Genomic DNA, 12,893 nt, shown 5'->3' on the forward strand with positions numbered 1-12,893 from the left:
GCATGTCCAACGCCATCGCAGAGGCACCTGCCGACACGACCGAAGAGACCGGCATCCAGTCGTTCATCGTCACGTTCAACATCCGTCGGTTCAACCCGGAGGTCGACTCCGAGCCGCACTGGGTCGACTACGACGTGGAGCTCTACTCCACCGACCGCGTGCTCGACGCCCTGCACAAGATCAAGTGGGAGGTCGACGGCTCGCTCACCTTCCGCCGCTCCTGCGCACACGGCATCTGCGGCTCGGACGCGATGCGCATCAACGGTCGCAACCGCCTCGCCTGCAAGACGCTGATCAAGGACCTCGACATCTCGAAGCCGATCTACGTCGAGGCCATCAAGGGTCTGCCGCTGGAGAAGGACCTCGTCGTCGACATGGAGCCGTTCTTCGCGTCGTACCGCGAGGTGCAGCCGTTCCTCGTCGCCAGCTCCGTGCCGGAGAAGGGCAAGGAGCGCGTCCAGACCATCGCCGACCGCGAGATCTTCGACGACACCACCAAGTGCATCCTCTGCGCCGCGTGCACCTCGTCGTGCCCCGTGTTCTGGACCGACGGCCAGTACTTCGGCCCGGCGGCGATCGTCAACGCGCACCGCTTCATCTTCGACTCGCGCGACGACAACGCGGCGGTCCGCCTCGACATCCTCAACGACAAGGAAGGCGTGTGGCGCTGCCGCACCACCTTCAACTGCTCCGAGGCCTGCCCCCGTGGCATCGAGGTCACCAAGGCCATCGCCGAGGTCAAGCAGGCGGTCCTGCGCGGACGTCCCTGACCCGCCGCATCAGGCGGTCATGCGAGAGCAGGCGGTTCCCTTCGGGGGACCGCCTGCTCTCGCGTCATGGGGCCTGCGCTCCCGCTCTCCCGCGCTTGGATAGGGTGGGGACGTGTCTAAACCCGATGGCTCCGCGACCGAGTCCGGTCGTCTCGATGCGGCCGTCGAACGCGCGACCGCACTGACGCAACGGACCCTGGGCCTGTTCCCCGTCCGTGTCTGGCGCCACTTCCTGCAGCACAACGGCTTCCTGCTGGCCGCAGGCGTGAGCTACCAGGCCCTCTTCGCGATCTTCGCCGCGATCTACCTCGCCTTCGCGATCGCCGGGCTCTGGCTCGGCGGCAGCGAGGAAGCGGTCGACGGCCTGATCGACATGATCAACAACTACATCCCGAACCTGATCCTCCCGCAGGGCGAGGGCGGCGTGGTCACGCCCGAACAGGTGAAGGACATCGCCGCGAACACCACCGGCGTCCTGAGCATCACGGGTCTGATCGCCCTGGGCACCGTCATCTGGACGGCGATCGGATGGGTCACGTTCTCGCGCCGCGCGACCAGGGACATCTTCGGTCTCCCGCCGGACCGCCGCAGCTACGTGATCCTGAAGGCCCGCGACCTGCTCGCGGCCGTGATCTTCGGTGCCGCGCTCGTCGCCGGCTCGCTCCTCAGCTCCGCCAGCGCGGCGGTGCTGAGCTGGCTCCTCAGCCTGCTCGGCTGGGACTCCGGCTCCGACGGCGTCAACATCAGCATCCGCATCGGCACCGTCCTGGTGTCGTTCGCCCTGATGTCGGCGGCTCTCGCGGCGATGGTCCGCTTCCTCACCGGGACGTCGCTGCGCTGGCGCACGATCTGGCCCGGAGCCCTCCTCGGCGGCGGCGCGATGACGATCCTGCAGTACGGAGCGGGTTTCCTGCTGAGCTACACGCCCTCCAATCCCCTGCTCGCCACCTTCGCCATCTTCATCGGTCTCCTGCTGTGGTTCCGCGTCAACGGCGTGGTGATGCTCGTCGCCTCCTCCTGGATCGCCGTGTCCGCGCAGGATCGCGACCTCCCCCTCCTCCCCCAGACGGAGGCGGAGCGTCGGCAGGCCGAGTACCAGGCGCTGCTGACGGCGGCGAGGATCCGCGTGCGCCGGGCCCACGCCGCCCGCGCGGCCGCCCCGTGGTACCGCGCCTGGTCCGCGGAGAGGGCCGTGCGCGCCGCGGAGGACGAGCTCCACGACCTCGAGGCCTCCCCTCCCGCTCCTGCACCGTCGAACACCCCGCTGGCGCAGCGCCTCCTGTCGGAGCTGAACCGCTCGGGAAAGGATGTCGGCGGCGCTCGTTAGGCTTGTCGGTATGCCTCATCTGCGTATCGCCACGGTCAATGTCAACGGAATCCGAGCGGCGGCTCGCAACGGGATGAGCTCCTGGCTGGATGCCGCCGATGTCGACATCCTCACGCTCCAGGAGGTCCGCGGGCAGGACGAGCACCTGGAAGCCGCGCTGCCGGGCTGGTCCATCGTCCATGACGAGGCCACCGCCAAGGGCCGCGCCGGGGTCGCGATCGCCAGCCGCACGCCCGCCCTCGCCACGCGCACCGCATTCGGGCCCGAGGACTTCGACTCCAAGGGACGCTGGATCGAGGCGGACTTCCTGATCGGCGACCGCCCGCTCACCGTCGTCAGCGCCTACGTCCACTCCGGTGAGGCCGACACCCCGAAGCAGGACGAGAAGTGGAAGTTCCTCGACGCGTTCGGCACGCGGCTCGGAGAACTCGGCGCCGACGGCGCGCTCGCCCTGGTGACCGGCGACCTGAACGTCGGACACCGCGAGCTCGACATCAAGAACTGGCGCGGCAACCGCAAGAAGGCCGGGTTCCTTCCTCGCGAGCGCGCGTACTTCGATCGGTTCCTCGGCGAGGCCGGCGCGGAGGTCTCCGGTGTCGACGGCACCGTGGGCACCGGCCTCGGCTGGATCGACGTGGGGCGGAAGTTCCACGGCGAGGTCGACGGACCGTACACCTGGTGGTCGATGCGCGGGCAGGCGTTCGACAACGACTCCGGGTGGCGCATCGACTACCACCTGGCGACGCCTGCGCTCGCCGAGCGTGTGGAGACCTACCACGTCGCGCGCGCTGCGGCCTATGACCAGCGCTGGAGCGACCACGCGCCGGTCGTCGTCGACTACCGCTACTGAGCGGCGCCGGGGGTGGCATCCGCGTAGCGGTACCATCCCCGGTACTCCAGGACGGTCCCGAGCACGGGACTCGTCGCGCGCATCTCGATGGTGCGTCGGTCGTGAGTGCCGTCCCAGCCGTCGACGAGATCGACGTCGATGCGGAGAATCCCGCGCAGCGCGATCCTGCATCGGCCGAGACGCAGCGCGACGGCCCGAGTGCGCATACGCAGTGCACCGTCATCGGTCACCGAGCACTCCTCGAGCATCTCGACCCGACCCCTCGACCCCAGCGCATTCTGGACGAGGCCGGGATGTCCCGTCGCGAAGAGCCGGTCGACGACGTGCTGTGTCGTGTCGGCGAAACGGAACTCCCGGACCGTGTCGAGCGTCGGCCGTCCCGAGGGCGATCGACCGGACACGGTCTCGATCCGGAAGGGCACGTCGCGGCCGAACCGCGTGACGAGCAGCCGCGGCCCGACGAGGGGCGACGCGAGGGCGGCGAGGCGCCCGAACCGGCTGCCGGCGACCGCGAAGACCCCCTCGGCTCCGTCGTTCCTCGCCTCGACGCGCATCTGCGCCAGGAGCTCGGGATGAAGCCTCTCCGCCTCCTCCCCCAGCGCTTCGAGAAAGGCGGCTCCGCTCGCGGTCACTCGCGGATCTCCTCGCGGTACGGCTTGACGGTCTCCGGAGCCGGTCCGCCGACGAACTCGCAGGTGAAGGCACCGCGGTAGCCGAAAAGGAACCCGAAGACATCGTTGTGGATCTCGAGGTCGATCAGATACCGCTCCTGCTCGTCGTCGTAGCGCTCGATGAGCCGAGCGCGCCCGCTGAAGAGCATCGGGAAGCGGAAGGCGATGGGCCCCTCGTAGAAGCGCTGTGCGCCCGAGGTGAGCAGGAGCCCGCCGTCGTTGGTGACGGCCAGATCGAGGTCGACGGCCAGGTGCTGGTGCGTACCCAGGTAGTCGACCACCCGTCGACGCGCGTCGCTGTAGATCATGGTCGCGTCGAATCGGCGGCGGCGGCCGGGGCGCACGTCCATCGTCCGCACGAAGGTCACGGTCTCGCGACCGAAGTCGTCGACGTAGGCCAAGTTGTCGATCCGGAACGGCACGTCCCGCCCCCGCTCGGGGAACAGGATGTTGCGGAACGTGCCGATCAGCAGGAAAGGCAGGGTCCACCACGGGCCTCGCCGGACCTCGGACATCACCCCGCGTCCGATGCAGCCGTATCCGGCGTCCACGCCGACCCCGAAGCGGCGCTGCAGCTGCGGATGGAGGCGCGCGAAGTCGTCTCCCAGTGCGCGCTCGAAGATCCCGGTCCCGGTCGTCATGCGATCTCCTCGAGGGATACCGGTGCGTCCTCCATGATGGTCCGCCCGGTGCGCCGGGGGCGCGAGAGGCAGTTGCGTGCGCGTGGTCGGTACCCGCGCCGGAGCGACCGCCAGCCGCTGGTCTCCTCCGGAGGTATGCCCAGCTCGGCCCACAACCGGAGACGATCGAAGCTGCGGGCGGTGAGCCACCAGACGAACCGTCGGGTCACCAGCGGATCGAGAACGCGTCCCAGCCATCCCCATCCCGGTGCGTAGTCGTAGCCGGTGAGGAATCGCACGCCCTTCTCCGTCGGCACGTAGCGCCAGTAGCCGCGCCCGGTTCCGAGCGGCGAGAGCGCGTCGTCGGTGTCGAAGAGCAGCGCGGAGGTGCGCTCTCCCGAGGGGCTCTCCTTCGTGGCGAGCGATACACCGGTCCCGCGGATCGTGTGCACCACGAGATCGAGCTCGTATCGGAAGTCCTGCGCACCGTCTGCTCGGGTGCGCTGTGGCACGATGTCGCTGAAACGCGCGTCCCAGCGCACGTGCGAGGCCGGATCCTGCGTCAGCCGCCACACCTCGTCCAGGGGCGCGACGATGAGGATCTCGACATAGAGGGCCCGATCCCCTCGCGACCGTGAACGCGGGGACACGGAGGCCATGCGCCCATCGTAGGGGCACGGCACGCACCCCATAGGATTGATACCGTGACGAAACCTCGCCTTTACTCCGGAATGCAGCCCTCCGCCGACTCCCTCCAGATCGGCAACTACATCGGTGCGCTGCTCCAGTGGCGGGACCTGCAGAGCTCCTACGACGCGTTCTTCTCCGTCGTCGATCTGCACGCGATCACGGTCGCCCAGGCCCCGGCCGAGCTCCGCGAGAAGACGCGTCGCACGGCCGCGCAGTACATCGCCGCCGGGATCGAGCCGTCGCTGTCGACCCTGTACGTGCAGTCGCACGTGCGCGCGCACGCCGAGCTGGCCTGGATCCTCAGCACCATCACCGGCTTCGGCGAGGCCGGCCGGATGACGCAGTTCAAGGACAAGTCCTCCCGCTACGGCGCAGACTCGACGAGCGTCGGCCTGTTCACGTATCCGGTGCTCATGGCCGCCGACATCCTGCTCTACCAGACCGATGTGGTGCCGGTGGGCGACGACCAGAAGCAGCACGTCGAGCTCACGCGTGACCTCGCGGAGCGCTTCAACTCGCGGTTCGGCGAGACCTTCACCGTGCCGATGCCGGTCATCCAGAAGGAGACCGCGCGCATCTACGACCTGCAGAACCCGACCGCGAAGATGTCGAAGTCGGCCGAGAGCGACGCCGGGGTGCTCTGGATGCTCGACGACCCCGCGAAGTCGGCGAAGAAGGTCATGCGCGCGGTGACCGACAACGAGGGCTCGGTGCGCTTCGACCGCGAGAACAAGCCCGGTGTCTCGAACCTGCTCACGATCTACGCGGCCCTCACCGGGCGCCAGGTCGCCGCGATCGAGGACGAGTACGCGGGACGCGGCTACGGCGACTTCAAGAAGGGCCTCGCCGAGGTCGTCGTGAACGAGTTCGAGCCGGTCCGTGCGCGTGCGCTCGAACTGCTCGACGACCCGGCCGAGCTCGACCGCATCCTCGCCGAGAACGCCGGCCGGGCGGACGCCGTCGCCGACGCCACGCTGTCGGACGTGTACGACCGCGTGGGGCTGCTCCGCCGCGTCTGAGCCTCGCCCTAGGATGGGGGCGTGACCGATCCGCAGCTGCCGCCCCCGTCCCCGGAGTTCCCCGCACCCTCGAACTCCCCTGCTGCTCCCGGCGGCCAGTCACTCCCGAACGTTCCGACGTATCCGGCTCCCCCGGTCGCCCCGGCTCCCCCGCTCGCCCCCGCACCGCCCGCAGGCTACCCGGCACCGCCCGCAGGCTACCCGGCAGCGCCCGCCCAGACCGCGCCCTCCGCCCCGGCAGGGTACCCGGCAGCGCCTCCCGGGGCCTACCAGGTCCCCGTCGGCGGCTACGCGGCCCCCGCGGGCGCCTACGCGGTCCCGGAGACCGCTCCGCCCCGCTCGAAGCTTCTGGGACTGCTGTCCCTGATCCTGGCGGCCGTCGCCGCGGTCGTGACCCCGATCATCGCCGGGATCAGCGCGTTCGAGATCGGTCGTGTCCTGCCGACGGGCGTCACGACGACAACCGGAGACCTCAGCATCCTCTCCCCCGTCCGCGATCAGGTGCTGTGGGCGGAGCTGTCGTTCTGGATCGGCACGATCCTCGGCATCGCCGCGATCGTCATCGGCATCATCGCGATCCGCAAGAAGCAGGGCCGCGGGGCCGGCATCGCCGCACTCGTCGTGGCCGTGCTCGCCGTCGTGATCTTCTTCGTCGTGCTGGTCATCGCCCTCGGCGCCGGCAGCGCGACCGGCTTCGCGTCATACACGGCCTGACGCCCTTCACCGGCCAGCCCAGGCACCGCCTCAGCGCGGTGCCTCAGCGCGGTGCGTGGTGCTTCTGCTGTGCCGCGAGCAGCCCTTCTCCCACGAGCAGCTCGACGGCGTCGGCCGCGTCCGAGATGAGGATGGGCAGGTTCGGCCGCTCGTCCTTCCCGAAGGGCGCGAGCACCCAGTCGGCGGGATCCTGACGACCGACAGGTCGCCCGATGCCCACCCGCACGCGCGGAAAGTCGGGCGTACCCAGCGCCCGAGCGACGTCGCGGACACCGTTGTGCCCGCCGTGGCCGCCTCCGGTCTTGAGCTTGACCGTGTCGAAGGGGATGTCGAGCTCGTCGTGCACGACGATGACCTGCTCGGGAGGAACCGAGTAGAACCGGGCGAGCGCCGCCACCGGCGTCCCCGAGACGTTCATGAAGGTGTTCGGCTTCGCCAGCACGATCTTGTCCGCACCGGGACGCAGCCAGGTCTCGACGACGCGCGCGCCGCCCTTGTGCTCACGGAACGCCTCGCCCCGGCGAGACGCGATCTCGTCGACCACCATCTGACCGATGTTGTGCCGGGTGGTCTCGTATCGCGGGCCGGGGTTGCCGAGTCCCACCACGAGCCAGGTCGATGCCATGTCCTCGTCCTCTCACTGCGCGGGGCAGGACCCCGGGTCAGGATACGACAGAGGGGACGCGATCGGATCGCGTCCCCTCTGTGATGAATCAGTCGGAGATCACTCCGCGGCGGCCTCTTCGGCGGCCTCGGTGGCCTCGGCGGTCTCGCCCTCGGCGTCGTCCTCGGTGGGCGCGGCCGGCACGGAGATCGCGACGACGAGCACCTCGGGGTCGGAGAGCAGCGTGGAGCCCTTGGGGAGCTTCACGTCGGCGCCGGTGATGTGCGCGCCCTCTTCCAGGCCCTCGACCGAGACCTCGATGTTCTGCGGGATGTGCGTGGCCTCGGCCTCGATCGACAGCGTGGTCGCGTCGAGGTTCACGATGGTGCCCGCAGCGGACTCGCCGGTGACGACGATCGGGACGTCGATGGCGACCTTCTCGCCCTTCTTCACGACGAGGAGATCGATGTGCTCGATGATCTGGTGCACCGGGTCCTTCTGGACGTCCTTCACCAGGGCGAGCTGGGACTTGCCCTCGATGTCGAGCTCCAGCAGCGCGTTGGCGCGGCGGATGATGAGCGAGACCTGGTGGCCCGGCAGTGCGACGTGCACCGGCTCGGTGCCGTGGCCGTAGATGACGGCGGGGATCTTGCCGGCGGCGCGGAGGCGGCGGGCGAAGCCCTTGCCGAAGCTGTCGCGCAGCTCGGCCTGGACCTTGGTGTCTTCAGACATGAGGTTCTCCTTCGGGGCACGCAGCGAAGGCGCCGCGCGGTGGTCTTGGAATTTTCGAACTCGCTGACGCAGGAGGAAAGCCACCGGGCTTGCTTCGCCGCGTCGATAACGGATGATCGCGCACGCGCAGAAGCATCCCTCGCCGAGGTACAGCCTCAATGGTACCGGATGACCCGATAGGCTGAGGACACCGGTCCTATTCCTGCAGAACACGGAGAACCCCCATGCTCGACGGCGCCTTCCTCTCGCACGCACTCCTCTGGCTGATCGGAGCCATGACCGTGTGCGCGGCCGTCACGTCGTTCATCGCCCTGTTCGCGATGGGACGCTCGGGCTACCGCAAGGACTGAGCGGCTCCGCTCACCGGGCCGACGCCTGCGCCGCATCGCGGATGAGGCGCAGCTCCTCGTCCAGAGCGAGCGACGCCGAGACGCGGACGCCGTTCTCGTCGTCCTGCAGCGACTCCAGGGTCTCCAGCTGTGAATCCAGCAGCGATGCGGGCATGAAGTGCTCTGCGCGCTGCGTCAGCCGCGCTTCCAGCGTGGCGCGGTCCACCACCAGCTCCACGAAGAACGCGTCGGGCGACTCTTCGCGGATCGCGTCCCGATAGCGACGACGCAGCGCGGAGCAGGCGATGACGATCCGTTCCTCGCCGTGGAGCGCCGCTCCGACCGTGCGGAGCCACGGCATCCGGTCGGCATCATCGAGCGGGATGCCGGCGGCCATCTTCTCGACGTTCGTCAGCGGATGCAGGTCGTCGCCGTCGACGAAGCGCGCCCCGATGCTCACCGCGAGCGCCGCGCCGACCGTGGACTTGCCGCAGCCGCTGGGACCCATCACGACGATGCGCACAGTCATATCTCCAGGCCGAAATCGATGAGCACCTTGCAGGAGCTCGCGGGATCGGCTGCCAGCGCGAAGGCATCGTGAGAATGCTCGACCGGCAGCACCTCGCTGATGATACCGCGGACGTCCAGGCTGCCGTCGGCGAGGGCGGCGATGACGTCGTCGAACTCGGCGCCGAAGCGGAACGAGCCGCGGAGTGTCAGTTCGCGGGTGATCGCCGTGGCCAGGGGCGCGGGAACATCTCCGCCGCGCTGCAGACCGAGCAGCACGACCGTTCCGCCGCGGATCGCCGCCGAGACCGCGGCCGCGAGTCCGGGGACGGTGCCGCTGGATTCGACCACGATGTCGGCATGGAGCTCGGCGATCTCCGCCTCGGCCCGGGCATCGATCGCCCGGATGCCGCGCGCCTCGGCGATCTCACGCGGACGCTGCTGCAGGTCGGTGACCGTCACGGACGCCGCCCCGCCGCGCTGGGCGACGGCGGCGACCAGCTGACCGATCGGCCCCGCGCCGATGACGACGACACGACGCCCGCGCACTTCGCCGGCTCGCTGCAGGGCATGCCAGGCCACGGCCGCGGGCTCGGCCAGCGCGGCGGTGCGGAGATCGAGACCGTCGGGCAGGGGGTGCAGCATGTGCGTGGGCATCGCGACACGTCGTGCGAACGCCCCCTGGGTGTGCGGCAGGTGCATCGCCGAGCCGAGGTAGGTCGAAGCCGGCGCGAGATTCGGCTGATCGGACGGCCAGGGCGTGCGCCCGTCACCGTGCGGGGTCAGGGGGTGCACGGCCACCGGGGTGCCGACGACGGGGCCCGAGCCGTCCGCCGCGGCGACGGCGACGACGCCCGAGACCTCGTGCCCCAGGACCATCGGCTCGCGCAGCACCGAGGCCCCGGCCGCGCCGTGCCGGAAGTAGTGCAGGTCGGACCCGCAGATTCCCCCGTAGGCGACCGCGACGACCGCCTCGTCGGAGTGGGGCGCGGGAGCACCGATGTCCTCGATCCGCAGATCGTCGGCGGCGTGGGCCACCACGGCGAGGTTGTCCACGATGTCTCCTCCTCGGTCAGACGAACGCCGTGACCAGCTCGATTCCGGCCACCCTGATCGTCACTCGCTGACCGGCTCGCACCGGCGCCTGCGAATGGGGAGCACCGGTCATCACGACGTCGCCGGGCCCCAGAACGGACCACGCGGCGACGTAGGCGAGGCATTCGCGGATCGCCATCGGCAGCTCCCTGCTCCCGGTCCGGGCGACGAGGAGCCCGTCGACCTCGACGTCGAGGTCGACGTCGTCGATCCCCGCCTCGGTGTCGATCCACGGGCCGAGGGGTGTGTACCCCTCCCCCGACTTGGACTCGAAGTTGCGCGGATCGATGCTCGCGCGGTCGGGGCTGGAGAGATCGTTCACAGCCGTGATGCCGAGCACGTACTCATGAGCATTCCGCGCCGTCAATCCGTGTGTCGCCCGGCCGATCACGACGGCGATCTCCCCTTCGGCCACCGGCGCGCCCGCGTCGCGCCGCAGCGCGACCTCCGCACCGCTTCCGATCACGGTCCTCGGGCTCTTGAGCCACGCCTGCACCGGCGAGATGTGGTCGGGACCGTTCTGGGCGATGCCGACGATGACGAGCGGATCGACCGGGGCGACGACGGTTCCCTCGACGGCGTCCCCCTCGTCATGCGGGGCGCGGCCCTCCGCGAACGCGAGGAACGGGTCGGAGATCGGGAGGAACCCGTCAGGCGTCTCGCGCACCCAGCGGGGGCCCTCCGGGGACATCACTCGACCGAGACGCATCAGACGACCGCCGTCATTCCGCCGTCGACGAAGAGCGTCTGGCCGTTGACGAAGTCGCTCGCACCGCCGGCGAGGAAGAGGAGGGCGCCGACGAGGTCGCGGGTGTCTCCCCAGCGTCCGGCCGGCGTGCGTCCTCGGACCCATGCCGAGAACTCCTCGTCCTCGACGAGCGCCTGCGTGAGCGCGGTCGCGAAGTAGCCCGGAGCGATGGCGTTCGCCTGGATGCCGTGCGGGGCGAGGTCGGCGCACAGCCCCTTCGTGAACATCACGATCGCGCCCTTGGTCGCCGCGTACGCGGCGATCGACGGACGGGCCAGCTGCGACTGCACGCTGCCGATCTGGATGATCTTTCCCGAGCCCCGGGCGATCATGCCGGCCGCGACGCGGCGCGACAGGTGGAACACGCTGGAGAGGTTGGTCTGCACGAGCGCATCCCAGTCCTCGTCCGCGAACTCCGCGATCGGCGCCCGCCGCTGGACGCCGGCGTTGTTCACGAGGATGTCGGGCGTGCCGACGAGCTGCTCGACCTCACGCATCCCCGTATCCACCGCCGCAGCGTCGGTGACATCGAAGACGACGCTGTGGACCACCGCTCCCGTCGCCTGCGCGATCTCGCGCGCTGCCGCCGCCGCTTTCACGGCGTCGCGCCCGTGCACCACGACGGTCGCACCCGCTCCGGCGAGTCCTTCCGCGAGGGTCCGGCCGATGCCCTGGCTCGATCCGGTCACGAGCGCCGTGCGGTCGCTGAGGTCGAAGAGGGCGAGACCCGCGGGCAGCGCGCTCACCGCCCGACGGCCTTGATCGAGACGGTCGTGGCGAAGACGTCGTCCCCGCCCTCTCCCCGGGAGACCTTGATCGCGTCGTCGACGCGGGTGAGATCGCGACGCAGCGTCTCGGGAGCGAGGAACGTCGATGCGGTCGTGATGAGGGCGAGCACGGCCATGTAGATCGCGAGGAGCACCCAGTTCCCGTCGCTCACCGCGATGAGGTACGCACCGAGCACACCGGCGAGACCACCGGCGAGCACGGCCGAGATCTCGCGGGCCATCGCCACCCCCAGGTAGCGGTGCCGGTTGCCGAAGAGCTCGGGGAGCATGGCGCACTGCGGTCCGAGCATGCTGTTCACGGCCACGCCGATGCCGATCGCGATCACGCCGATGGCCACGGCGTAGTTGCCGAGCGACAGCAGCCACCACGCGGGGAACGTGTAGACGAGCATGAAGACCGCTCCGAACCGGTACACCGTGCGACGCCCGAAGCGGTCGGAGAGGTGTCCGGTGAACGGCACGGAGAAGACGCCGATCAGCGATCCGAGGGTGACACCCCACGTGAGCAGGCTCTTGTCGGCACTGTCACCGACCACCGTGACGAAGAAGGCGAGACCGAGGGTCTGGAACATGTAGGAGCCGCCGTTCTCGGCCATCCGCAGACCGATGCCGACGATGACGCCCGGGAGCCCGTGCGTGAAGATCTCCTTGATGGGGCGGTCCGCGATCTGCTCGTGCTTCTCGAGCTCGATGAAGGTCGGCGTCTCGCGCAACCGCATCCGGATGAACAGGGCGAGCAGGATCAGCGCGAACGAGGCGAGGAACGGCACGCGCCATCCCCAGCTGAGCAGTTGGTCCTCGGGGAGCAGCGTGATCAGCCCGAAGACGACCGCGGCGAGCAGGGTTCCGGCCTGGATGCCGACGAACGGCAGGGCCGAGAAGAAGCCTCGGCGCTTGACGGGCGCGTACTCGGCCATCAGCACCGTCGCGCCCGCCTGCTCGGCGCCCGCACCGAAGCCCTGCAGGAGGCGCATCAGCACCAGCAGGATGGGGGCCCAGAGCCCGATCGCCTCATAGGTGGGCAACAGGCCGATCGCGGTCGAGGCCCCGCCCATCAGGACGATCGTGGCGACCAGGACCCACTTGCGTCCGAGCTTGTCGCCCAGGACGCCGAAGAACAGGCCGCCGAACGGTCGCGCGAGGAAGCCGACGCCGAAGGTCGCGAACGCGGCGACCGTGGCCATGGCGGGGTCATCCTGCGGGAAGAACAGGACGTTGAAGATCAACGCCGTCGAGAGCCCGTAGAGCGCGAAATCGAAGTACTCGAGCGCGCTGCCGATGCTGGACGCGAGCGTCGCCCGGCGCAGGTTCGCCGCGTACTCCGGGTCATCGGACACTGCTCGTGCTGAGGTGCGGGGGTCGGTCACTGCCATCTCCTTCGATCGGCTTCGCCTGCGGCGTGACCACGACTGTACCAGCCCGTTGGATT

General features: G+C 69.6%; 16 protein-coding genes. 6 read left to right on the plus strand and 10 right to left on the minus strand.

Annotation, left to right across the window (positions count from 1 at the left end):
• Positions 1-2: 2 nt before the first annotated feature.
• The 3 genes from AC07VM_RS00565 (at position 3) to AC07VM_RS00575 (ending at position 2,947) form a co-directional block, all read left to right on the plus strand.
• Complete coding sequence (locus tag AC07VM_RS00565) at positions 3-770, plus strand: succinate dehydrogenase iron-sulfur subunit (RefSeq protein WP_267415265.1); 768 nt, start codon at positions 3-5, stop codon at positions 768-770.
• A 112-nt stretch (positions 771-882) separates the two neighbouring features.
• Entirely contained in the window at positions 883-2,097 is a 1,215-nt protein-coding gene (locus tag AC07VM_RS00570) for a YihY/virulence factor BrkB family protein (protein WP_494909574.1), read from the plus strand.
• Positions 2,098-2,107: 10 nt separating this feature from the next.
• Positions 2,108-2,947, plus strand: a complete 840-nt coding sequence (locus AC07VM_RS00575) for an exodeoxyribonuclease III (RefSeq protein ID WP_494909575.1) — start codon at positions 2,108-2,110, stop codon at positions 2,945-2,947.
• Here AC07VM_RS00575 and AC07VM_RS00580 read toward each other — a convergent pair.
• The 3 genes from AC07VM_RS00580 to AC07VM_RS00590 are packed head-to-tail and all read right to left on the minus strand — an operon-like array spanning position 2,941 to position 4,897.
• Positions 2,941-3,579 carry a DUF4166 domain-containing protein gene (locus AC07VM_RS00580; RefSeq protein ID WP_494909576.1) on the minus strand — a complete coding sequence of 213 codons (639 nt, stop codon included), beginning with the start codon at positions 3,577-3,579 and terminating at the stop codon, positions 2,941-2,943. The genes AC07VM_RS00575 and AC07VM_RS00580 overlap by 7 nt on opposite strands.
• Positions 3,576-4,259 (minus strand): DUF4166 domain-containing protein, encoded by a 684-nt coding sequence (locus AC07VM_RS00585; protein ID WP_267415269.1) that lies wholly within the window; start codon positions 4,257-4,259, stop codon positions 3,576-3,578. Before AC07VM_RS00585 ends, AC07VM_RS00580 begins: the two co-directional genes overlap by 4 nt.
• Positions 4,256-4,897, minus strand: coding sequence for an SRPBCC family protein (locus AC07VM_RS00590; protein ID WP_292768421.1), 642 nt, complete (start codon positions 4,895-4,897; stop codon positions 4,256-4,258). The genes AC07VM_RS00585 and AC07VM_RS00590 overlap by 4 nt, the downstream gene beginning before the upstream one ends.
• A 45-nt stretch (positions 4,898-4,942) precedes the next feature.
• Between AC07VM_RS00590 and trpS the strand changes: the two genes are divergently transcribed.
• Both trpS and AC07VM_RS00600 read left to right on the plus strand, forming a co-directional pair.
• Positions 4,943-5,947 carry a tryptophan--tRNA ligase gene (trpS, locus tag AC07VM_RS00595; protein WP_494909577.1) on the plus strand — a complete coding sequence of 335 codons (1,005 nt, stop codon included), beginning with the start codon at positions 4,943-4,945 and terminating at the stop codon, positions 5,945-5,947.
• 21 nt (positions 5,948-5,968) lie between these two features.
• Positions 5,969-6,661: a hypothetical protein gene (locus tag AC07VM_RS00600; protein WP_494909578.1), complete on the plus strand. Its 693-nt coding sequence runs from the start codon at positions 5,969-5,971 to the stop codon at positions 6,659-6,661.
• Between the two features lie 43 nt (positions 6,662-6,704).
• Here AC07VM_RS00600 and pth read toward each other — a convergent pair whose 3' ends face one another.
• Entirely contained in the window at positions 6,705-7,286 is a 582-nt protein-coding gene (gene pth / locus AC07VM_RS00605) for an aminoacyl-tRNA hydrolase (protein WP_267415274.1), read from the minus strand.
• 99 nt (positions 7,287-7,385) lie between these two features.
• Positions 7,386-7,997 (minus strand): 50S ribosomal protein L25/general stress protein Ctc, encoded by a 612-nt coding sequence (locus AC07VM_RS00610; protein ID WP_267415275.1) that lies wholly within the window; start codon positions 7,995-7,997, stop codon positions 7,386-7,388.
• Between the two features lie 224 nt (positions 7,998-8,221).
• On the opposite strand from AC07VM_RS00610, the gene AC07VM_RS00615 reads away from it, so the two are divergent.
• Positions 8,222-8,347, plus strand: a complete 126-nt coding sequence (locus AC07VM_RS00615) for a hypothetical protein (RefSeq protein ID WP_017828452.1) — start codon at positions 8,222-8,224, stop codon at positions 8,345-8,347.
• A 10-nt stretch (positions 8,348-8,357) separates the two neighbouring features.
• On the opposite strand, the gene AC07VM_RS00620 is transcribed toward AC07VM_RS00615, so the two are convergent.
• Genes AC07VM_RS00620 through AC07VM_RS00640 form a run of 5 tightly spaced genes read right to left on the minus strand, consistent with a single transcriptional unit; the run spans position 8,358 to position 12,837 of the window.
• Positions 8,358-8,855: a gluconokinase gene (locus AC07VM_RS00620; RefSeq protein WP_267415276.1), complete on the minus strand. Its 498-nt coding sequence runs from the start codon at positions 8,853-8,855 to the stop codon at positions 8,358-8,360.
• Positions 8,852-9,889 carry an alcohol dehydrogenase catalytic domain-containing protein gene (locus tag AC07VM_RS00625; RefSeq protein ID WP_494909579.1) on the minus strand — a complete coding sequence of 346 codons (1,038 nt, stop codon included), beginning with the start codon at positions 9,887-9,889 and terminating at the stop codon, positions 8,852-8,854. The genes AC07VM_RS00620 and AC07VM_RS00625 overlap by 4 nt, the downstream gene beginning before the upstream one ends.
• A gap of 16 nt (positions 9,890-9,905) precedes the next feature.
• The gene (locus AC07VM_RS00630; protein WP_494909580.1) at positions 9,906-10,619 is read right to left on the minus strand and encodes a fumarylacetoacetate hydrolase family protein; all 714 of its coding nucleotides are present in this window, start codon (positions 10,617-10,619) and stop codon (positions 9,906-9,908) included.
• A gap of 17 nt (positions 10,620-10,636) precedes the next feature.
• On the minus strand, positions 10,637-11,422 hold the full coding sequence (locus AC07VM_RS00635; protein ID WP_494909581.1) for an SDR family oxidoreductase: 786 nt from the start codon (positions 11,420-11,422) through the stop codon (positions 10,637-10,639).
• The gene (locus tag AC07VM_RS00640) at positions 11,419-12,837 is read right to left on the minus strand and encodes an MFS transporter (RefSeq protein WP_267415280.1); all 1,419 of its coding nucleotides are present in this window, start codon (positions 12,835-12,837) and stop codon (positions 11,419-11,421) included. Before AC07VM_RS00640 ends, AC07VM_RS00635 begins: the two co-directional genes overlap by 4 nt.
• Between the last annotated feature and the right edge of the window lie 56 nt (positions 12,838-12,893).

The organism is Microbacterium sp. GW821-FHT01D02 (assembly GCF_059422585.1).